The sequence below is a fragment of the Pinisolibacter sp. DMC19 genome, assembly GCF_056313985.1.
In genome coordinates this window covers 606,823-626,754 of record NZ_JBQUZF010000001.1, presented here as the reverse complement: position 1 = coordinate 626,754, position 19,932 = coordinate 606,823, and the positions used below count along the sequence as shown (strand labels likewise).

At 68.4% G+C, this 19,932-nt stretch carries 21 protein-coding genes; 7 read left to right on the top strand and 14 right to left on the bottom strand.

The genetic code is table 11. The annotated features are described in order from the left end of the window. Positions 1 to 36 precede the first annotated feature (36 nt). Positions 37 to 366: a c-type cytochrome gene (locus tag ACT53U_RS02805; protein WP_476152555.1), complete on the top strand. Its 330-nt coding sequence runs from the start codon at positions 37 to 39 to the stop codon at positions 364 to 366. A 13-nt stretch (positions 367 to 379) separates the two neighbouring features. Here ACT53U_RS02805 and ACT53U_RS02800 read toward each other — a convergent pair whose 3' ends face one another. The 3 genes from ACT53U_RS02800 to groES all read right to left on the bottom strand — a co-directional run bounded on the left by ACT53U_RS02800 (position 380) and on the right by groES (position 4,372). Then, on the bottom strand, positions 380 to 1,987 hold the full coding sequence (locus ACT53U_RS02800) for a multicopper oxidase domain-containing protein (protein WP_476152553.1): 1,608 nt from the start codon (positions 1,985 to 1,987) through the stop codon (positions 380 to 382). Positions 1,988 to 2,387: 400 nt separating this feature from the next. Continuing rightward, the gene (groL, locus tag ACT53U_RS02795; RefSeq protein WP_476152552.1) at positions 2,388 to 4,022 is read right to left on the bottom strand and encodes a chaperonin GroEL; all 1,635 of its coding nucleotides are present in this window, start codon (positions 4,020 to 4,022) and stop codon (positions 2,388 to 2,390) included. A gap of 62 nt (positions 4,023 to 4,084) precedes the next feature. Then, on the bottom strand, positions 4,085 to 4,372 hold the full coding sequence (gene groES / locus ACT53U_RS02790; RefSeq protein ID WP_476152551.1) for a co-chaperone GroES: 288 nt from the start codon (positions 4,370 to 4,372) through the stop codon (positions 4,085 to 4,087). Between the two features lie 410 nt (positions 4,373 to 4,782). Here groES and ACT53U_RS02785 point away from each other — a divergent pair, with 410 nt between their 5' ends. Beyond that, the gene (locus ACT53U_RS02785) at positions 4,783 to 5,064 is read left to right on the top strand and encodes an usg protein (protein WP_476152549.1); all 282 of its coding nucleotides are present in this window, start codon (positions 4,783 to 4,785) and stop codon (positions 5,062 to 5,064) included. Positions 5,065 to 5,502: 438 nt separating this feature from the next. Further along, a complete protein-coding gene (locus ACT53U_RS02780) occupies positions 5,503 to 7,182 on the top strand; it encodes a methyl-accepting chemotaxis protein (RefSeq protein WP_476152547.1) in 1,680 nt (559 codons plus the stop codon). Positions 7,183 to 7,261: 79 nt separating this feature from the next. On the opposite strand, the gene ACT53U_RS02775 is transcribed toward ACT53U_RS02780, so the two are convergent. The 4 genes from ACT53U_RS02775 to ACT53U_RS02760 form a co-directional block, all read right to left on the bottom strand. Continuing rightward, the gene (locus ACT53U_RS02775; protein WP_476152546.1) at positions 7,262 to 8,005 is read right to left on the bottom strand and encodes a proteasome-type protease; all 744 of its coding nucleotides are present in this window, start codon (positions 8,003 to 8,005) and stop codon (positions 7,262 to 7,264) included. A gap of 126 nt (positions 8,006 to 8,131) precedes the next feature. After that, complete coding sequence (locus ACT53U_RS02770; protein WP_476152545.1) at positions 8,132 to 8,944, bottom strand: transglutaminase family protein; 813 nt, start codon at positions 8,942 to 8,944, stop codon at positions 8,132 to 8,134. Between the two features lie 44 nt (positions 8,945 to 8,988). Beyond that, complete coding sequence (locus ACT53U_RS02765; RefSeq protein ID WP_476152544.1) at positions 8,989 to 9,933, bottom strand: alpha-E domain-containing protein; 945 nt, start codon at positions 9,931 to 9,933, stop codon at positions 8,989 to 8,991. A 72-nt stretch (positions 9,934 to 10,005) separates the two neighbouring features. Then, positions 10,006 to 11,484: a circularly permuted type 2 ATP-grasp protein gene (locus ACT53U_RS02760; RefSeq protein WP_476152543.1), complete on the bottom strand. Its 1,479-nt coding sequence runs from the start codon at positions 11,482 to 11,484 to the stop codon at positions 10,006 to 10,008. Between the two features lie 341 nt (positions 11,485 to 11,825). On the opposite strand from ACT53U_RS02760, the gene ACT53U_RS02755 reads away from it, so the two are divergent. The 4 genes from ACT53U_RS02755 to ACT53U_RS02740 all read left to right on the top strand — a co-directional run bounded on the left by ACT53U_RS02755 (position 11,826) and on the right by ACT53U_RS02740 (position 14,032). Then, positions 11,826 to 12,137: a hypothetical protein gene (locus ACT53U_RS02755; RefSeq protein WP_476152541.1), complete on the top strand. Its 312-nt coding sequence runs from the start codon at positions 11,826 to 11,828 to the stop codon at positions 12,135 to 12,137. Between the two features lie 91 nt (positions 12,138 to 12,228). Further along, the gene (locus ACT53U_RS02750) at positions 12,229 to 12,918 is read left to right on the top strand and encodes an RNase A-like domain-containing protein (RefSeq protein WP_476152540.1); all 690 of its coding nucleotides are present in this window, start codon (positions 12,229 to 12,231) and stop codon (positions 12,916 to 12,918) included. 10 nt (positions 12,919 to 12,928) lie between these two features. Then, complete coding sequence (locus tag ACT53U_RS02745) at positions 12,929 to 13,240, top strand: hypothetical protein (RefSeq protein WP_476152538.1); 312 nt, start codon at positions 12,929 to 12,931, stop codon at positions 13,238 to 13,240. A gap of 81 nt (positions 13,241 to 13,321) precedes the next feature. After that, positions 13,322 to 14,032 (top strand): hypothetical protein, encoded by a 711-nt coding sequence (locus ACT53U_RS02740; protein ID WP_476152536.1) that lies wholly within the window; start codon positions 13,322 to 13,324, stop codon positions 14,030 to 14,032. Here the strand turns inward: ACT53U_RS02740 and radC are convergent. From radC to ACT53U_RS02705, 7 genes are all read right to left on the bottom strand, one after another. Beyond that, positions 13,980 to 14,705 (bottom strand): RadC family protein, encoded by a 726-nt coding sequence (gene radC, locus ACT53U_RS02735; RefSeq protein WP_476152534.1) that lies wholly within the window; start codon positions 14,703 to 14,705, stop codon positions 13,980 to 13,982. The genes ACT53U_RS02740 and radC overlap by 53 nt on opposite strands. A 47-nt stretch (positions 14,706 to 14,752) precedes the next feature. After that, positions 14,753 to 15,580: a type I methionyl aminopeptidase gene (gene map / locus ACT53U_RS02730; protein WP_476152532.1), complete on the bottom strand. Its 828-nt coding sequence runs from the start codon at positions 15,578 to 15,580 to the stop codon at positions 14,753 to 14,755. Positions 15,581 to 15,685: 105 nt separating this feature from the next. Further along, positions 15,686 to 16,393: a DNA/RNA nuclease SfsA gene (gene sfsA, locus ACT53U_RS02725; RefSeq protein WP_476152531.1), complete on the bottom strand. Its 708-nt coding sequence runs from the start codon at positions 16,391 to 16,393 to the stop codon at positions 15,686 to 15,688. Positions 16,394 to 16,414: 21 nt separating this feature from the next. Then, a complete protein-coding gene (locus tag ACT53U_RS02720) occupies positions 16,415 to 18,007 on the bottom strand; it encodes a glycosyltransferase family 39 protein (protein WP_476152529.1) in 1,593 nt (530 codons plus the stop codon). 127 nt (positions 18,008 to 18,134) lie between these two features. Next, positions 18,135 to 18,470, bottom strand: a complete 336-nt coding sequence (locus tag ACT53U_RS02715; protein WP_476152528.1) for a rhodanese-like domain-containing protein — start codon at positions 18,468 to 18,470, stop codon at positions 18,135 to 18,137. A gap of 181 nt (positions 18,471 to 18,651) precedes the next feature. Beyond that, the gene (locus ACT53U_RS02710; protein WP_476152526.1) at positions 18,652 to 19,536 is read right to left on the bottom strand and encodes an aldose 1-epimerase family protein; all 885 of its coding nucleotides are present in this window, start codon (positions 19,534 to 19,536) and stop codon (positions 18,652 to 18,654) included. Between the two features lie 10 nt (positions 19,537 to 19,546). After that, positions 19,547 to 19,852 (bottom strand): monooxygenase, encoded by a 306-nt coding sequence (locus tag ACT53U_RS02705; RefSeq protein ID WP_476152524.1) that lies wholly within the window; start codon positions 19,850 to 19,852, stop codon positions 19,547 to 19,549. Between the last annotated feature and the right edge of the window lie 80 nt (positions 19,853 to 19,932).

Here is a 19,932-nt window from a genome sequence, read left to right as displayed (position 1 = left end):
CGGTCCATCCCGAGAGTGCCCTCGGGGAACCTTTCCATGATCCAGCGCCTCGTCTTCGCCGCCGCCCTCGTCGCCGGTCTTTCCGCCGGCATCGCGTCGGCGGGCGAACGCGAGACGATCGCCCGCGGCGCCCGCATCGCGCGGCATGCCTGCGCGGCCTGTCATGCGATCGGCGCGACGGGTGAGAGCCCGAAGGCGGAGGCGCCGCGGTTTCGCGAGCTCGGGCGCAAGTATCCGGTCGAGAGCCTCGAGGAGGCGCTGGCGGAAGGCGTCGTCGTCGGCCATCCCGGCATGCCGCAGGTCAAGATGACGGCGCGCGAGATCGAGGCCTTCATCGCCTGGCTGAAGACGATCCAGACGCCGTGACGGTCGCTGCCCGTCAGGTGACGGTGAAGGCGCCCATCATGCCGCCGTCCTCGTGCTCGAGCAGGTGGCAGTGGTAGACGAAGGGCGCCGAGGCGTCGGCCTTGCGGTGGAAGGTCACCAGGATCTCGGCACTGTTGTCGACGAGAATGGTGTCCTTGACACCGCCGTTCCACAGTTTCGCCCGTTCGCCGTCCTCGCTCAGCACACGGAAATGTGCCCCGTGGAGATGGAACGGATGCGCCATCTCCGGCGAGACGATCTCCCAGACCTCGGTGGCGCCGAGGGTGACCTTCTCGTCGATCCGGCCCATGGCGAAGGACTTGCCGTTGATCGTCAGCATCGGGGCGGGCAGGGCATCGGCGGCCGCCGGTTGGTCGCCGCCGCCGTGGCCGACGTGGCCCTCGACCGGGTGCATCATGTGCTGGGCGTGACCGGGCATGCTCATGGCGGTCTCCGCGCCCGGCACGACGCGCAGCTCGAAGCGGCGGCGGGGGAGGCCGATGGTCGACTCCGGCAGGGCGGCGAGCGGCACCAGCGCCTTCGGCACGGTGTGCGCGGCGACCGCGTCCTGCTTCACCTCGAAGTCGAGCACTCTGGTCGGCTGGGGGAGCACGTCGGGCAGGTTCATCACCTCGCGACCGGCGCGATGCTCGTGGGTGTCGGGGTCGGTCATCAGCGACGAGGCGCCGGCGGTGAAGTCGACCAGGATCTCGGCGCGCTCGCCCGGCGCCAGCGGCAGGAACGACAGTTCCACCGGCGCGGCGAGGAAGCCGCCGTCGCCGGCGATCAGGCGGAAGGTGCGGCGATCCTCGAAGGCGAGGCGGAAGGTGCGGGCACCGGAGGCGTTGAGGAGGCGCAGGCGCACCAACCGCTCGGGCACGCGGGCGCGGGCCTCTGCGACGCCGTTGACGATCGGGGTATGACCGCGGAAGCCGTGTTCCAGCGAGGTGGCGAGCGGCGGCAGGACGGGCCTGCCGTCGGCGTCGAAGTCGCGGTCCTGGAGGACCAGCGGCAGGTCGTCGACGCCCCAGGTCGCGGGCAGGCCGAGGCCGGCGGTCTTGTCGTCCTCGACGATCAGCAGGCCTGCGAGGCCGTCGTGGACGTCGCGCGTCGTCGAGCCGTGGACATGGGCGTGGTACCACAGCGTCGCGGCGGGCTGGTCGACGGCGAGGCTCGCCTCCCAGGTCTCACCGGGGGCGATGCCGGGGTGGGTGCCGCCGTCGAAGCGGCCTTCGACCAAGAGGCCGTGCCAATGGACGTTGGTCGGACGGTCGAGCCGGTTGACGAGGCGGACGCGGGCGGTGGTGCCGCGCCTCAGGCGGAGCGCCGGACCCATGTAGGTGCCGCCGTAGCCGATCGCGGCGACCGGCTTGTCCTTGACGAAGGCATGCGTGGCAGGCTGGGCGACGAGGTCGTAGACGTCCGAGGCGCCGACGTCGACCAGCGGCGGATAGGGGATCTGCACGCCGGGCTGCGTGGCGGCGGCCTTCTTGGCACTCGACGCCTGCTTCTTGGCGGCGACGGCGGTGCCGAACGGGGCGAGGAGCCCGAAGGCAGCACCGGTCAGCAGGGCACGTCGAGAAAGGCGCGAGAAGACCATCGGCAGCGGTTCCATCGGCATGAGACGAAGGCCGGCACCGGCCGGGACATCGGCGGTGTCGCGGCGCGGAGCGGCGAAATCGAGGCAGTCGTGCGGCGAAAATGGGGCGGGCAATGCGGAGGAACTGCGCAAAACGGCGGTTTTCCGTGCGGAATCGACGTCGCTCCCTTCTTCGTCACGGCGATCACGAACGCGAAAGAGGCGGCCCGAGGGCCGCCTCTCGCGAAGTCTGGGAGGGCGAATCGCCCCGGTATCCGGAATGGCCTTCCGATCTCTCTTGCGCCGGCGCCGATCCGAAAAGTCTGCAACTCTTCGGGCGCAGGCGCAGTGGATCAGAAGTCCATGCCGCCTCCGAAGTCGGGCTTGCCCGACTTCGGCACTTCTCAGTGATGGGCGGCCTTCATGGCCTTCCGATCTTCGATCAGAAGTCCATGCCGCCCATGCCGCCGGCCGGCATGGCCGGAGCGGCGTCCTTCTTGGGCTTGTCGGCGATCATCGCCTCGGTGGTGATCAGCAGGCCGGCGACGGAAGCCGCGTCCTGCAGGGCGCAGCGCACCACCTTGGCCGGGTCGATCACGCCGAAGGCGAACATGTCGCCGTACTTGCCGGTCTGGGCGTTCCAGCCGAAGGCCGGATCGGTGTTCTCGAGGATCTTGCCGACCACGATCGAGCCGTCGTCGCCGGCGTTGAAGGCGATCTGACGCGCCGGGGCGGTGATCGCCTTGCGGACGATGTCGACACCGGTCTTCTGGTCGGCGTTGGCATACTCGACGTGCTCGAGCGCGGGGAGGGCGCGCAGCAGGGCGACGCCGCCGCCCGGCAGTATGCCTTCCTCGACCGCCGCGCGGGTGGCGTGCATGGCGTCGTCGACGCGATCCTTCTTCTCCTTGACCTCGACCTCGGTCGCGCCGCCGACGCGGATGACCGCGACGCCGCCGGCGAGCTTGGCGAGACGCTCCTGGAGCTTCTCACGGTCGTAGTCGGAGGTGGTCTCCTCGACCTGCGCCTTGATCTGGGCGACGCGGGCCTCGATCTCGGCCTTGGTACCGACGCCGTCGACGATCGTGGTGTTTTCCTTCTCGATCACCACCTTCTTGGCGCGGCCGAGCATGTCGAGCGTCACGGTCTCGAGCTTGATGCCGAGATCTTCCGACACGACCTGACCGCCGGTCAGGATGGCGATGTCCTTGAGCATGGCCTTGCGGCGATCACCGAAGCCCGGCGCCTTGACGGCCGCGACCTTGAGGCCGCCGCGCAGCTTGTTGACCACCAGCGTCGCCAGAGCCTCGCCCTCGACGTCCTCGGCGACGATGACCAGCGGACGGCCGGTCTGCACGACCGCCTCGAGCACCGGCAGCATGGCCTGGAGGTTCGACAGCTTCTTCTCGTGGATGAGGATGTAGGGGTCCTCGAGCTCGGCGCGCATCTTCTCCGTGTTGGTCACGAAGTAGGGCGAGAGATAGCCGCGATCGAACTGCATGCCCTCGACGACGTCGAGTTCGGTGACGGCGGTCTTGGCCTCTTCGACCGTGATGACGCCCTCGTTGCCGACCTTCTGCATCGCCTGGGCGAGGAAGGCGCCGATCTCGGTGTCGCCGTTGGCGGAGATGGTGCCGACCTGGGCGATCTCGTCGTTCGAGGTCACCTTCTTGGCGCGCTTCTCGAGATCCTTGACGATGGCGGCCACCGCGAGGTCGATGCCGCGCTTCAGATCCATCGGGTTCATGCCGGCGGTCACCGCCTTGGCACCTTCCTTGACGATGGCCTGGGCGAGCACGGTGGCGGTGGTGGTGCCGTCACCGGCGAGGTCGTTGGTCTTCGAGGCCACTTCGCGCACCATCTGGGCGCCCATGTTCTCGAACTTGTCCTCGAGCTCGATCTCCTTGGCGACGGTGACGCCGTCCTTGGTGATGCGGGGCGCACCGTAGGACTTCTCGATGACGACGTTGCGGCCCTTGGGGCCGAGGGTGACCTTCACCGCATTGGCGAGAATGTCGACGCCGCGCAGCATCTTCTCGCGCGCATCGATGGAGAACTTGACGTCCTTGGCTGCCATTTCGGTCTACTCCGGGTGGAATGGAAACTGATGTCGAGGGTGCGGAACTGTTCCGGGAAGCGTCAGGCGACGATGCCCAGAATGTCGCTCTCCTTCATGATCAGGAGGTCCTGACCGTCGATCTTGATCTCGGTGCCGGACCACTTGCCGAACAGCACCTTGTCGCCGGCCTTCACCTCGAGGGCGACGACGGCGCCCTTCTCGTCACGGGCACCGGGGCCGACGGCGACGACTTCGCCTTCCTGCGGCTTTTCCTTGGCGGTGTCCGGAATGATGATGCCGCCGGCGGTCTTCTGCTCGGCTTCGATGCGCTTGACCACGACGCGGTCGTGCAGCGGACGGAACTTCATGGATCTCATCCTCCGATAGGGACAGAGAGTTGGTTTCGGGACCCTGCGGGGCTCCCTGCCGGCCGGTCCGTCGTGCCCATGGAATGAACAGCGTCTGCCGGAGGGCAGAGCACGGAGCCGGTGCGGCTCATCTGGGCAGTGGCGTCGGCGGCTTCAAGAGGGGGCGTGAAAAAAGTTGGCACTCCGTGGATGGGAGTGCCAGACGGCGGCGTCGAGGCGCGAAACGGCCGTGCCCGGCGGATGGTTCCGAAAGGCCGGCGCGGTGCGCTCGGCCATCGTCGACCGATCTGGCAGCACTCTCGCCACGATGCTGCCAAGTGTATGATTTCAAACACTATTAACTGGTATCGGCGTTGCATGGAAGAGGGGGCGACGTTCTGTCCGCGTCGCCACAGCGAGGAGGGTCCACCATGCCGCAACCGATCGTCGACGATGCCTTCCGCCGTCAGCTGGAAGGCTATTCGCTCACCACCGCCCACATCCTCTATCGGATGCCCGATCGTCCGCTCCTGCTGCAGAGCTACCTCTGGCAGGACTACGACATGGCACCGAGGTTTCCCGAGCTCGAGAAGTTCCTCGACTTCTGGGAGCGCGAGCTCGACGGACCGATCCACTCGGTCGAAGTGGCCCACACCAAGATGATCGCCGCGTCCGAATGGAAGCGCGTCGACGGGATCTTCCGCCTGCATTGATGCTCGAACGACACGACAAGAGCCCCCCGACGCGGTGCGCCGGGGGCTTTCTCTCTTGACGGTCCGCAGAGACGTACCGGTGTCGAATCGGCGGTCGTCCGGCACGCCCCGGATGACCACAATGCCCGTCACGTAATCTTGGTTGCAGAGAATTTCTACTGCCTGATTGCCCTGACATTCCGCAACGTCAGGCGGTTTTAACGATGACGATCGCCGAATTAGCAATCTGTTAACGCTGCGCGACCGATTGTTTCTCGTCGAAAGAGTTTCGTCCCGAAAGTCGATCACGCCGATCTCGGCACTCGCCGTCGTGAAGACCGCGAGGCTCCGCGGTCGCGCGTTCGGAAGCTGATGCGAAGACGCGCGCAGCGTCGGCGCTCCGGGACGTCGTGTTCCACGAGCCTCCACCGCGAGAGCATGGAAACCTGGGGAAGTGCCATGAAGAACATATCGATCGCGCAGAAACTGATCGTCGCATTCGGCTTGTTGATCTTCGTGTCGATCGCGCTGAATGCGGTCGTGTTCTTCAACAAGCGGACACTCGAGCAGACCAGCGAGTGGACGTCGCACACCTATCAGGTGCTCGAGCAGGCCAACGACGTGATGGCGGCGATGGTCGATCAGGAGACCGGCTTCCGCGGTTATCTGATCACCGGCAACCCCGACAATCTCGGCCCCTACAAGTCCGGCCGGGAAGAGTTCAAGACCGCCATGGCCAAGATCAAGGCGCTGACGTCCGACAATCCGGCGCAGCAGAAGCGGCTCGACGACATCGCCGCCGCCGCCGAGCAGTGGAACGGCGACGTCGCCTCGAGGGGCATCCAGCTGATGGGGGCCGAGGCGACCCGGTCGACGGCGCGCGAACTCGAGGTCGTCGGCGCCGGCAAGAAGGCGATGGACGGTATTCGGGTGAAGATTGCCGAGGTCACCCAGGGCGAGCGGGCGCTGCTGGCGTCGCGCGAGGCCGCGCGTGTCGAGGCACTGTCCTCGATCACCCTGGCGATCGTCGCCAGTGCGGCGATCATGCTCGCCGTCGCCGTCGCCTGCATCTGGGCTCTGGTGAAGGGGGTTTCCGCGCCGATCAAGGACATCACCGGTGCCATGGGCCGCATCGCCGGCGGCGATCTGCAGACCGCCGTGACGCATCAGGACCGCAAGGACGAGATCGGCTCGATCGCCCAGGCGCTGCTGAGGTTCCGTGACAGCCTCCAGGTGGCGGAACAGGCTCGTCGTGATCAGGCGGCGCGCGAGGAGAACGAGCGGCGTCTGCTCGCCCGGCGCGAGAAGCTCGCCAACGACTTCGTCGGCCGCATGCAGGGGCTCGCCGCGAGCTTCACCCAGTCGTCGGGCGAAGTCGCCGATGCCGCCAAGAACCTCTCGGCCACCGCCGAGGAGACCTCGCGGCAGGCCCAGGCCGTCGCCGCCGCGGCGGAAGAGGCCGCCTCGAACGTCCAGACCGTCTCGGCGGCGTCCGAAGAGCTCGCCGCCTCGGTGCGCGAGATCGGCGGTCAGGTCGGCCATTCGGCGCAGGTCGCCGACACCGCCTACGGCGAGGCCGAGACGTCGAATGCCCGCATCGGCCAGCTCGCCACGGCGGCTGCGGCGATCGGCGACGTCGTCAATCTGATCCGCGACATCGCCGGCCAGACCAATCTCCTCGCCCTCAACGCCACGATCGAGGCGGCACGCGCCGGCGAGGCGGGCAAGGGCTTCGCCGTCGTCGCGGCGGAGGTGAAGCAGCTCGCCGACCAGACCTCGAAGGCGACCGGCGACATCGGCGCCAAGGTGCTGGAGATCCAGAAGGCGACCGGCGAGAGCGTCACCTCGATGAGCGAGATCCTGCGGATCGTCGGCGACATCAAGGAGATCTCGACCGCCATCGCCTCGGCCGTCGAGGAGCAGGGGGCGGCGACCGTCGAGATCGCCCGCAACTGCCAGCAGGCGGCCTCGGGTACCAATCAGGTGACGGAGAACATCTCCGGCGTCGGCCAGGCGGCCGAGATGACGGGTGCGGCCTCGACCCAGCTGATGACGCTGTCGACCGGCCTGTCGGGCCAGGCGGTGGATCTGAAGCGGGTGGTCGAAGACTTCGTCCGCGACTTCGCCGCCGCCGCCTGACGAACGACCGTCCCACGAAACGAAGAAGCCCCCGACGCGGCGCGCCGGGGGCTTTCTCTATTGGCGGTCCGCAGAGACGTCAGGCGACGTCGTAGGGCGGGCGCGGGATGTCCTGATGGGCCTTGCGGAGTGCGGCCGACCAGCGTTCGCGCAGGTCGTGGAAATAGGGCTCGCCCTGTTCGATGCGGTGGCTGAGCTCGGCGCAGATGGCGTCGCGGCGGATCACCGCCAGATCGATCGGCATGCCGACGCCGAGGTTCGAGCGCATGGTCGAATCCATCGAGATCAGGCCGAGCTTCAGCGCATCCTGCAGGCTGTAGTCGAAGTTGACGGCGCGATCGAGGATCGGCTTGCCGTATTTGTGCTCGCCGATCTGCAGATAGGGCGTGTCGGTCGTCGCCTCGATGAAGTTGCCGGCGGCATAGACCATGAAGAGGCGCAGGCGCCCGCCGGCGATCTGGCCGCCGAGCAGCATGGTGACGTCGAAGCCGAGGTTCTTGCTCTCGAGCATCTTGCCGTCGATGCGCCAGACTTCGCGGATGGCGCGGCCGAGCAGCTGGGCGCAGCGGAACATCGAGGTCTGGGTCCAGATGGTCTCGATCTCGCCGGTCTCCGGGTTCTCGAGGCCCTCCGTCACCAGCGAGATGACCGACTGGGAGATGGCGAGATTGCCGGCGGTGGCGATCGTCACGATGCGATCGCCCGGACGCTCGAAGACGTTGAGCTTGCGGAAGGTGGCGATGTTGTCGAGGCCGGCGTTGGTGCGCGTGTCCGCGATCATCACCATGCCGTCACGCACCAGAATTCCGACGCAGTAGGTCATCGCTTCACCCTCGGGGGATCCTCGTTGGGGTCGCGCCGCGGGCGGGCGCGGGGAGACCATAGGGAAGGGGCGGGAACGGCGCAACCGCGCGGGCGCGCGGTGCGACGTCGCGCGGGATTTCCTGGTTCAGGCGCGGGCGATCTCGCGGATGACGATCCGCGTCGTCGACGTCTCGGCGCCGAAATGGGTGCGCACGCCACGGATCGGCTGGGCATCGAGCGTGTCGAGACCGGCGGCGAGCCGGACCCAGCGATCGGTCGGGCAGGCGTTGGCGATCGCGTCGAAGCCGACCCAGCCGAGACCGTTGCCGAGATAGGTCTCGATCCAGTAGTGCGGCGCTTCGCGCTCGGGCAGGTCCTCGTCGTGGAGGTAGCCGGAGACGCAGCGCGCCGGCATGTCGAGGGACCGCACGGCGGCGGCGAAGAGATGGACGATGTCCTCGGTACCGGCTGCCCCGCCCGCCAGCACCTCGTGCGGCCGCCGCGGCTCGGCGGCACGGTCGAAGGGGATCGATTCGTGCAGCCGGCCCATCATCAGATGCAGCGCCGACAGAGGATCGCCGGCACTCTCGGAAAGCGCGGTGCGGGCGAAGTCGCGCACGGTGCCTTCGATCGGTGTGCGGTCGGTCGCCCGGCGGAAGACGGCGAGCGGCAGGCGCTCGCGCGTGGCGTGGAGAACGCCGGCGGTGTCCTCGGTCACCACCTCGCCGGAGGCGACGATCGACAGTTCGTCGATCGGCCCGTCGATCGAGAAGGAATGGGTGAGGTTGCCGAAGGCGTCCTCGACCGGCGACAGGCGGCAGTCCTGCGACACGTCGATGCGCCAGCTGTCGACCAGCTGGGCCTCGGTGGTGCGGGGCGTCAGGCGCAGCGTCTGGATGGCGCGGGTGGCGGGGTTTTCGAAACGGTAGACCGTCTCGTGAATGATGGCGAGGCGCATGGCTCGGGACCGGGTGGGAGGCGGGGTTCGGGGACCGGCCGCCGTCAGAGCAGATACTGTTCCGTGATCAGGCCGCCGAGGCGGCTGTTCTCGGTGATGAAGTCGGACAGGAACTCGTGTAGCCCGCCGGCGATGATCGTGTCGATGTCCGTGCCCACGAGCTTGGTGTAGATCGCCCGCGCCGCGCGCTGCGACGAGCCCTGGCGACCGTAGACCTGCGCGATCTGGTCGAGATTGCGCGTCAGGCTCTCGTAACAGGCGGCGAGCGAGCGCGGCATCTGGGTGTTGAGGATCATCAGGTCGGCGACGAGCCAGGGTTTCAGGCTCTGGCGATAGACCCAGTGATAGGAGGTCTGGGCGGAGACCGCACGCAGCACCGCCGACCACTGGAAATAGTCGACGCCGCCGCCGACGAGGGTCTCGGGCGGAAGGAGCACGTGGTACTTCACGTCGAGGAGCCGCGCCGTCGCATCCGAGCGCTCGATGAAGACGCCGAGGCGGGAGAACCAGTAGGCGTCGTTCCTCAGCATCGTGCGATAGGCCGAGCCGTCGAAGGCGAGCGACGTGCGTTTGACGAAGCGCAGGAAGTCGGCAAGCTGGGCGAGGTCGAGTTCGCCCGGGCCGTAGCTCTTCAGTTCGAGCCAGGCGGAGTTGATCGTCTCCCACATCTCGGCGGTCAGGGCGGTGCGCACGGCGCGGGCGTTGAAGCGCGCGGTCTCGAGGCAGCTCTTGATCGACGACGGATTGAGCGGCGAAAACGCGAGGAAATCGACTGCGGATTCGGCCGTGGGCTCCTCGCCGTAGACGTCGTGGAACGCCGCCAGACAGCCGGTGGCGGCGAGCGCCGATTCCCATTCGTTGGTCGAGGTGCCGTAGCCCGAGGGCAGGGTGGCGAGGCGCGAGGCGGCGTCGATGATGCGCGCGGTGTTCTCGGCCCGCTCGATGTAGCGGGAGAGCCAGAAGAGACTGTCGGCGGTGCGGCTGAGCATCGGTTCGGTCCTGCAGATCGGCCGGAGGCGGCCGTGGTCGGCGCGGGGCGAAGCGCGCCGGAGGAGGGCGGATCAGCGGCGGGCGGTCGCCTGCTGCTGCTGTTGCTGCTGGGCCATGCGGGCATCGGGTAGCGGATCGACCACCCAGGTGTCCTTGGTGCCGCCGCCCTGGCTCGAGTTGACCACCAGCGATCCCTCGGTCAGCGCGACGCGGGTGAGGCCGCCGGGGACCAGACGCACGCCGTCGGCGCCGTTCAGCACGTAGGGGCGCAGGTCGACGTGGCGCGGCGCCACGCCCTCGTCGACGAAGGTCGGGCAGGTGGAGAGCGCCAGCGTCGGCTGGGCGATGAACTTCTCGGGATGGGCGAGGAGCTTCTTGCGGAAGGTCTCGATCTTGGCCTTGTCGGCCTTGGGGCCGACCAGCATGCCGTAGCCGCCGGAGCCGTCGACCTCCTTCACCACCAGTTCTGGCAGGTGGTCGAGGACGTGCTTCAGCGCCTCGGGCTCGCGGCAGCGCCAGGTCGGCACGTTCTTCAGGATGGCGTCCCTGCCGGTGTAGAAGCGGATGAGCTCCGGCATGTAGGAATAGACCGCCTTGTCGTCCGCGACACCGGTGCCGACCGCATTGGCCAGCGTCACGTTGCCGGCGCGATAGGCCGAGATCAGGCCGGGCACGCCGAGGATCGAATCCGGTCGGAAGGCGAGCGGGTCGATGAAGTCGTCGTCGATGCGGCGATAGATGACGTCGACGCGCTTCGGACCCTCGGTCGTGCGCATGTAGACGACGTTCTCGCGGACATAGAGGTCGGAGCCCTCGACCAGTTCGGCGCCGAGCTTGTCGGCGAGGAACGAGTGCTCGTAATAGGCCGAGTTGAAGGGCCCGGGCGTCAGCAGGCAGACGGTCGGGTCGGCGGAGGCCGAACGCGGGGCGATCGACTTCATCGTCGCCAAGAGCTCGTCGGCATAGTTCTCGACCGGCGCGATGCGGTGGCGCGAGCAGAGCTCGGGGAAGAGGCGCAGCATCACCTCGCGGTTCTCCAGCATGTAGGAGACGCCGGAAGGGGTGCGGGCGTTGTCTTCCAGCACATAGAACGTGTCGGGATCGACGCGGACGAGGTCGATGCCGGCGATCGACACCCAGATGTCGTGCGGCAGCTGGATGCCCTGCATCTCGGGCCGGTAGCAGGGGTTCTGGTAGACGAGGTCTTCCGGAATGACGCCGGCCTTGACCACCTCACCCTTCGAATAGATGTCCTTGAGGAACATGTTGAGCGCGGTGACGCGCTGTTCGAGGCCCTCGGCGAGGCGGTCCCACTCGGGTCGGGTGATGACGCGCGGCACGATGTCGAAGGGGATCAGGCGCTCCTCGCCCTCGGCGTCGCCATAGACGTTGAAGGTGATGCCGATGCGGCGGAACAGCAGTTCGGCCTCGTGCTGGCGCTGCGTCAGGAGGTCGGGGGGCGTGTCCTTCAACCAACCGGCGACGATCTCGTAACCGGATCGGACATCCGATCCGAAGGCGGACATTTCGTCGAACGCCGAGGCCACCATACCGTCTGGTCTCCTTTTCCGAACATGTGCCGAAGCACCACGGTGGATTCATATTCGGCTGCCTCGCAAAGAGGCGCAAGCAGCTTGCGGCGGCAGGAAAATGCGTATTTCGGCCGACTTTGCATAAGCTTGGGGCGCGATGCCCAAGTTGTGGGCGGAATTCATGGTTTCAACCGTGGCGGCAAAGGAGGCAGCGGCGGGGGCGGGGCGGGCGCGGAGGGGCGGCGGCGAGGGGCTGCACGTGTGGATAAATCGGAAGTTGTCCCGCGCGGTTGAATCGCGTGTGATGGAGAGGGCGCCGATCACTGTTCTCGCGGCATCCCGCGAGCGAGGAGGTTTCGATGAAAATCCCTCCCTGGTTCCAGCTTGCCTCCGAAGGCTTCTATCAGGGTGCCTTGGAGTACGGCGGCCACACGGTCGAGGATTGCGTCGGTTTCGGCGTCGGAACCGTCCCTCAGAGCCAGTGCCCGGCGCTGCTCGAATGGCTGGACTTTCTGATCGCCTCGCCGCCGGAGGTGGTCTCCGATGCATGGTCGTCGCTCAGATGCGAGTACGATTGGGAAGACCCGGAGTTCATCCGCTCCATCCTCCGCCTGATGCGCGAGCGCGTCGCCGAGCGGGTGGCGACGGGCGGCGGCGGCATGCCGGGGTGAGGCGAGGATGGTGGACAAATCAGAAGTTGTCTTCTGGGTTTGAATCGCGTGTCATGATGATGCGGACGGGTTCCAACCGAGGACCATTCGCATGAGACTGGAAGACCCCCGAGACCTCGAGACACGGGTTCGCGCGCTGCGCTGCGAACTCGCCGGCGACAGGGTGATCCTCGCCGGCATCCGTGTCCTGCTCGCGCTCGAACGGCGCGCGCACTTCGACCCGGCGCAGCCGCGCGACGAGCTCGGACGATGGGCGGAAATCGGCCGCTCGACGACGTATCCCATCACCGATCCGAATGCCGAGACCGATCCGGCGCCGAAGGACGAGCGGATACGGGTGGCCGGGCCGTTCGACTGGGGGCCGATCGATCTGAGATACGAGGAGGGCATCAGTGATGCGCACGCCTTGGAATTCCACGTCGGGATGACGGACGATCAGCTCGCGGCGCAAGCCGTCGCCAAGTTGTCGACGTCCATGGCTCGCAAGAGAGGCGAGGCGCGGGCCGGTACGTTCGATACGATCGAAAGTGCCAATGCGTTCGTCAACGCTGCGGTCGGATCCGATAGGGAGGGAGTTCTCAGTGTTTCTTCCGGCATTGCCCGGTTATATCCGATCTATGCGGAAATGGGGCGTGACACTGGTAGAGAAGTTGTTGCCTCACTGAGCAAAAGGAAACTGTCTTCCCGAAAGACGACTGGCTTATGCGTCGTCCTTATCCACGATCCGGGCCGCGTCCGTGGGTTCAGAGTCCACACGGCTTATCCAATGAACTTCGACTGAGGATTCGAGAATGAAAATCCCTCCCTATTTTCAACGAGCATCGGAGTGCTTCTATCGGGGTGCACTCGAATCCGGTGGTCACACGGTCGAGGATTGTGCCCGCTTCGGCGTCGAGATCGTCCCTCAGAGCCAGTGCCCGGCGCTGCTCGAATGGCTGGACCATCTGATCGCCTCGCCGCCGGAGGAGGTCTCCGATGCGTGGTCGTCGCTCAGATGCGAATACGACTGGGAAGACCCCGAGTTCATCCGCTCCATCCTCCGCCTGATGCGCGAGCGCGTCGCAGAGCGGGTGGCGACGGGCGGCGGCGGCATGCCGGGGTGAGGCGGAGCCTTCCTCATGGTTGCGGGGCTGCAACCTTCGGTTCATTCTGGGCCGCGACGGCGATCCGATCGGCGAGGCGACATGTGGCGGACGGCGACATTCGACGCGGTGGCGCGGGTCCTCGGGCCCGCGGGGCTCGGTCGGCGTGACCGGCGCGATCTCGCCTTGCCGTTGATCGGCCGGGCGGTCGCGATGGTGCCGACGGACGAGGCGGCCGAGGTCGTCGCCGCGATCGACTGGCTGATGGCGGCGCCCGAGACGGTCGCGCGGCGCGAATGGGCGGCGACGCGCGCCGCCGTGCCGTTCGAGGATTTCACCTGTCTCCTCGCCATGCTCAACGAGGTCCGCATGGGTCTCTCGCTGCGTGCGGGGATCGACGCGCCGGTGCCGGGTCGCCGGCCTGCGGTCTGGGCGCATGTCGTCGGCGCTCTGTGCTTGAATCGCGATGGCGGCGACCAGACCTGGCCGGAGATGTGTGAGGAGGGCGCCAGGAGGGCATTCGACGACGGCGAACCCGGCGCGCATCTCTTCCTCGATCGGCTCGCCGCGCTCGAAGCCGAGGGCGAAGCGGCGATCATGGCCGAATGGAACGCGGTCTGGAGCCTGTCCACGCTCCGGAGCCCGTCGGAGACGCTCCGGTCGGAAGTCGTCCTCGCCTACCTGCGAGAGGTGCGGCGGCTGATTGCGGAGCGGCTCGAGCGGACACCGCGTTCGCACGTCCGTCCCGATCGCGACGACCTCAGATCAGCTGCAGCCCCCGCAGGCTCGCGTGGCCGTCGCGGCCGACGATGACGTGATCGTGGACGAGGATGCCGAGCGGCTTGGCGATGTCGACGATCTGGCGCGTCATCTGGATGTCGGCGGTCGAGGGTGTCGGGTCGCCGGACGGGTGGTTGTGCACCAGGATGATGGCCGAGGCCGAGAGCTCCAGCGCCCGCTTGACGATCTCGCGCGGGTAGACCGGCGTGTGGTCGACCGTGCCGGTCTGCTGTACCTCGTCGGCGAGGAGGCCGTTCTTCTTGTCGAGGAAGAGGATGCGGAACTGCTCGCGCGTCTCGAAGGCCATGGCGGAGCGGCAGTAGTCGATCACCTGGCTCCACGAGCCGAGCACCGTCTTCTTGCGCACCTCGCCTTTCATCATCCGGAGGCCCGCGGCGCGCACCAGTTTCAGGTCGGTCGCCACCGCCTCGCCGACGCCGGGCACCTCGCGCAGGCGCTCGACCGGCGCGCCGAGCACTTCGGCAAACGAGCCGAAACGGCGGATCAGGTCCTTGGCGAGCCCCTTCACGTCGCGGCGCGGGATCGAGCGGAAGAGCAGCAGCTCCATCAGCTCGTAGTCGGCAATGGCGTCGGAGCCGGCGTCGCGGAAGCGCGCCTTCAGCCGCTCGCGATGGCCGTGGCGATGGTCGGCCTCGGCCTCCTCGGGCTCCGGCGTGCCTTGCGACATCTCGTCGAAACCGCTCATCTCGCCCCTCGCGCGTCGAACCGGCGATTCCCGCCCTGCGGGTATCCTCAGACGAGGTAGGGGGGCTTGTGAAGTCCCTTCGGCGAGAAGGTGAAGACCTCGCAGCCGGTGTCGGTGACGCCGAGCATGTGCTCGAACTGGGCGGAGAGCGAGCGGTCGCGCGTCACCGCGGTCCAGCCGTCGGCGAGCACCTTCACGTGCGGGCGGCCGAGGTTCACCATCGGCTCGATGGTGAAGACCATGCCGGGCTTCAGCTCGACGCCCTCGCCGGGCTCGCCGTAGTGCAGGATGTTCGGCGTGTCGTGGAACAGCCGGCCGATGCCGTGGCCGCAGAAGTCGCGCACCACCGAGCAGCGTTCGGCCTCGACGTAGGACTGGATGGCGTGGCCGATGTCGCCGGTGGTCTTGCCCGGCTTCACCGCGGCGATGCCGCGCAGCAGGCTCTCGTAGGTGACGTCGATCAGGCGTTCGGCGGCGCGGGCGACCTTGCCGACCGGGTACATGCGAGAGCTGTCCCCGTACCAGCCGTCGACGACGAAGGTGACGTCGATGTTGACGATGTCGCCGTCGCGCAGCGGCTTGTCGTTGGGGATGCCGTGGCAGACCACGTGGTTGATCGAGGTGCAGACCGACTTGTTGTAGCCGCGATAGTTCAGCGTCGCCGGATAGGCGCCGCGATCGACCGCGAACTTGAAGACGAAGTCGTCGATCTCCTGCGTCGTCACGCCGGGGCGGGCGAGATCGGCGACCGCGTCGAGGCATTCGGCGGCGAACTGGCCGGCCTTGCGCAGGGCCGGGAAGCTTTCGCGGCCATAGAGGCGGATGGCGCCCGTGTTCTTGAGGGGCGCGGTGGCGTCGTCGACGTAGGAGACCATGGACCGTCCGGAAACAGAGTGGCGCGGCCGGCGGTCGCGCGTCGTTACCCCTATTTATAGCCTTCCGCGTCGCTTTCCAGAAGGAATTCGCATCGCGGGCGCGCGTCAGGCGGCGAAAGGCACGATCCCGCCGACGGAAATGCCCTCCGGCGTGGGCGTCGCGGCGAGGGCGATCGCCTCGACGCCGGCTTTGCGGGCCGCCTCGAAACCCGCCGCATAGGCCGGGTCGATGTCGGCGGCCAGCTTCATGCGGGCGCAGTCGGGACGGTTCACCAGATAGACCATCACGGCGCGGTCGCCGAGGGCGACCTGGGCGGCGAGTTCGTCGAGATGCTTGGCGCCGCGCGTCGTCACCGCGTCGGGGAACTCGGCCAATCCCGGAGTGCGCATCAGTGTGGTGTTCTTCACCTCGACCCAGGCGCGGCCCTTCGTCGGGTCCTCGAGCAGGATGTCGATGCGGGAGTTCTTCCCGTACTTCACCTCGCGGCGGAGGCTCGCGAAGCCTTCGAGGCCGGGGACGGCGCCCGCGGCGATCGCCTCGGCGACGAGGGCGTTGGGGAGGGACGTGTCGACGCAGACGCAGTCGCCGGCTTCCGTCTCCTCCAGCACGAAGCTCCAGGCGAGCTTGCGCTTCGGGTCGGCGGAATGGCGCAGCCAGACGCGGGCGCCGGGGCGGGCGAGCGACAGCATCGAGCCGGAATTGGCGCAATGCGCCGTCACCGTCTCGCCGGTCGCATCGATCACGCAGTCGGCGAGGAAGCGCTTGTAGCGCTTCACCAGACGGGCGGCGGCGAGGGGCTCGGCGAAGCGCATGGGCGGATCTCTTATGTCGCGTCAGCGGGCGCGCGCGCCGCGCTTCGGATAGGGCAGGACGGGCGGCGTCGCGAGGCCGCGGCCGACGGCGACGTCGATCTCGACCAGCGGCCGGCCGCCGAGGCCGACGCGGATCGGCGGCTCGGCATCGATCCGGGCGAAGCGGGGGGCATTTTCGGCGATCCCGCGGGCGAAGGTGTCGGGACGGCCGATCAGCACGACGTCGCGACCGGTGAAGCTGGCCGGGTCGGCGAGGAAGGCGAAGCCGCGCGGGTCGTCGTCGAAGACCGCGACGATCGCGCGCGGACCCAAGGCCTCGCCGAGGCGGGCGGCCTCGATCCAGCGGAAGGCGACGACGATCGGTTTGCGTCCCTCGGCGTCGACGCCGAGAAGGCCGCGCGCCTCGAGCGCCTGCGCCAGCCCGGTCCAGGACGTCGCTTCCGCGAGCGGCTTCTCGAGGCGGAAGCGGGCGACGGTCTCCGGGCTCGGCGGCAGGAGGCGCAGGGCGCCGACCGCGAGCGCCGCGAGCGCCAGCAGCACGGCGGTGAGGATCGCGAAGCGGCCGGCCCAGCGCGGGATCGCGGCGGGGCCGGTTTCTTCGGCGCGGGCGATCCAGCGGCCGAGGAGCGGCATCAGGAAGAGCCAGCCCGGCATCTGCCAATGGGGCAGGCTGTCGCCGCCGAAGAGCGGCACGGCGGTGAAGATCGTGATCGGCAGGACGGCGAGAGTCGTGAGGAAGGCGGCGGGGCCGTCGCGGCGGGCTTCGTTCTTCAATGCCGAGGCGGTGGCGACGAGGGCGGCGAGCGCGGTCCAGGGTGCGAGGTAGCCGATCTGGCCGGCGAGCGCGCGGCCGAAGCCGATCCACGACGGTCCGCCGCCGCCGCGTCGGCCGGCCTGGAAGGCGAAGGAGACCCAGTCGTTGGCGGCGTTCCAGATCACCACGGGAGACACGACCACGAGCGCCACGACGACGGCGATCCACGGCCAGGGGCTCGCGAGAAGGCGGCGATGCGGCGTCGCCACCACGAAGGCGAAGGCGGCCAGCGCAAAGAGGACGGCGTGGTATTTCGCGAGGCCGGCGAAGCCGAGCGCCAGGCCGAGGCCGAGCCACAGGCGGCGGGCGCGGGCGGGCTCGGGGGCCTCGAAGAGCAGGATCGCCAGTTGCCGGGCGGCGAGCGCCAGGCCGAGGACGAGCGGTCCGTCGGGCACCATCCACGAGCCGGCCGACACGAGGAAGAAGGGCGCGAGCGTCAGCGCGACGAGCGCCCAGAGCCCGGCACGGGCACCGTAGAGTCGTCGGGTGAGATCGAAGAGCGCCCAGCCGGTGACGGTGAAGGCGGCGACGAAGGGGAGGCGCGTGACGACGGCCGGCACGTCGGCGCCGAAGAGCGGCGCGGCCGCCCAACGCATCGCGCCGACCCACCAGAAGGTCATCGGCGGGTGGTCGAACCACGACAGCTGCCGGAGATTGGCGACCGCCAGCGCATAGGCCTCGTCGAGGCCGGGCTCGACGACGATCGCCAAGATCAGTCGCGCCAGCGTGCCGGCGACGAGAAGCGCCGCGACGAGGCGCGTCGTCGCGGCGTCGGAACTCGTGGGGCGCGGGTCGGACATCGGCTTCCTCGGTCTCTGGTCGCGCCTTTCATACCGCTTCGCCCCGAAAAGTGGGAACCGGTTTTCGGAAAAGGCGAAGCGATCGAGCGTCGAAGCCGGCGCGGCCGGGGACCAGAGGGGCGGGCGATCAGTGGCCGACGGGCAGGCCGTGCATGCGCCAAGCGCCGATGCCGCCGCCCATGTGGGTGTCGTGCGGCAGGCCGAGACGCTTGGCGAGCTGCACCGCCTGAGCCGAACGGCCACCCATGGCGCAGTAGAAGATCACCGGCTTGTCGGTCGGGATCGTCTTGGCCGCCTCGGCGAAGCGCGACAGCGGCGCATGGAAGGCGCCGGGCACGTGGCCGCCCGCCCATTCGCCCGGCTCGCGCACGTCGACCAGCAGAGCCTTGCCGGCCGACGCCAGCTCGTGGGCTTCCTGCGGGGTCACGGTCTTGATGGAGGAACTTCCGAACAGGCCGAACATTGCACGTGTCTCCTCGGGGCGCGCCGATCGCGCAGCCGGATATATGAGGGTGTTCACATATACCGGCCGGCGCCGCTTCGCAACTGCGAGACGGAGATGGGGCGCACGGCGCGTCGGGCAAGGCGGCGCCGCGAACTCCCCCTTCTCCCCCACAAGGGGGGAAGGGACGGGCGCCGCCGGCTCAGCGCGTCAGCGCGACCGACATGGCGAAGCGATGCGTCTCGCCGGGGAGGATCGCCACCGTTCCCGGCTTTTCCGCGAGCGTGCCGACAAAGCCCGCCGGGTCGGAATGACCCTGCCACGGCTCGATGCAGAGGAAGGGCGCCCCGGGTTTCGACCACAGGCCGAGATGCGGCATGCCGTCGAAGGCGACGGCGAGGCGGACGGCGTCGGTGCCGAAGGTCAGGCTCCGGCTCGCGAGCGCATCGAAGATCAGCGCATCCTCGACGAAGAGCGCGTCGTCGATCGGCAGACGGTCGCCGATCACCGGCGTCGGCCGCGGGGCGGGGTCGACGAGGCCGTCGGCGTCGAGGCGACGGACGGGGGCGGGCTCGGGCTTCTCGAAGCGGACGACGTGGTCGACCGCGGGGCCGGCGCCGGGCAGCGGCCGGCGGAAGGCCGGGTGAAAGCCGAAACTCGTCGGCATCGCCTCGTCGGAGAGATTGGTCACCGCCGCGGTGGTGGTCAGCCGCGCGCCGTCGAGGGCGTGGGTGACGTCGAGGCGGAAGGCGAAGGGCCAGACGGCGCGGGTCTCGTCGCTCGCCTCCAGCCGCAGGGTCACCGCGCCGGCGTAGCGATCGACGACGGTGAAGCGCGAGCGGCGGGCGAAGCCGTGGCGGGGGAGGGCGTAGTCGCGGCCGCCGTGGCGGAACCGGCCGCCGGCGAGCGTGCCGACGATGGGAAAGAGCAGCGGCGCACGACCGGTCCAGAAGGCCGGGTCGCCGTTCCACAGCAGGCTCTCGCCGGCCTTGGTGTCGAGGCGGACGAGTTCGGCACCGAGGAGGGCGATTTCGGCCTGGAGTTCGGCCGAGGCGATGGAAACGGTGTCGGCGACGGTCTCGGACAAGGGGGACACCTCAGATCAGCGTGTGGGTGACGTTGTCGACGCCGACCGGGCTCTCGTACCACTCGATTTCCGGCTCGACGCCGTAGAGCACGCGGACGCGGTCGCCCCAGTCGCCGGCATAGCAGTCCTCGGCGGCGGCGCGGTCCTTCCAGACGTAGACGCCGCCGACCGTGTAGCCGTCGTCGGAGCGGATGTAGTGCTTGCGGATCAGCCCGTGCAGGCCGAGGTACTTCGGCGCCGACAGGGCGAAGCGGCGGGCCGCCTCCTCGAGCGTCACGGGATGGGGCAGGCGAAAACGGACGATCGTCAGGATCATGGGACACTCCGGGGCGAGGAGGCCATTGTGCCGCCGTCGGGGGAGCCTGAAAAGCCCGCGTCGTCGACGGCGGAGATCCG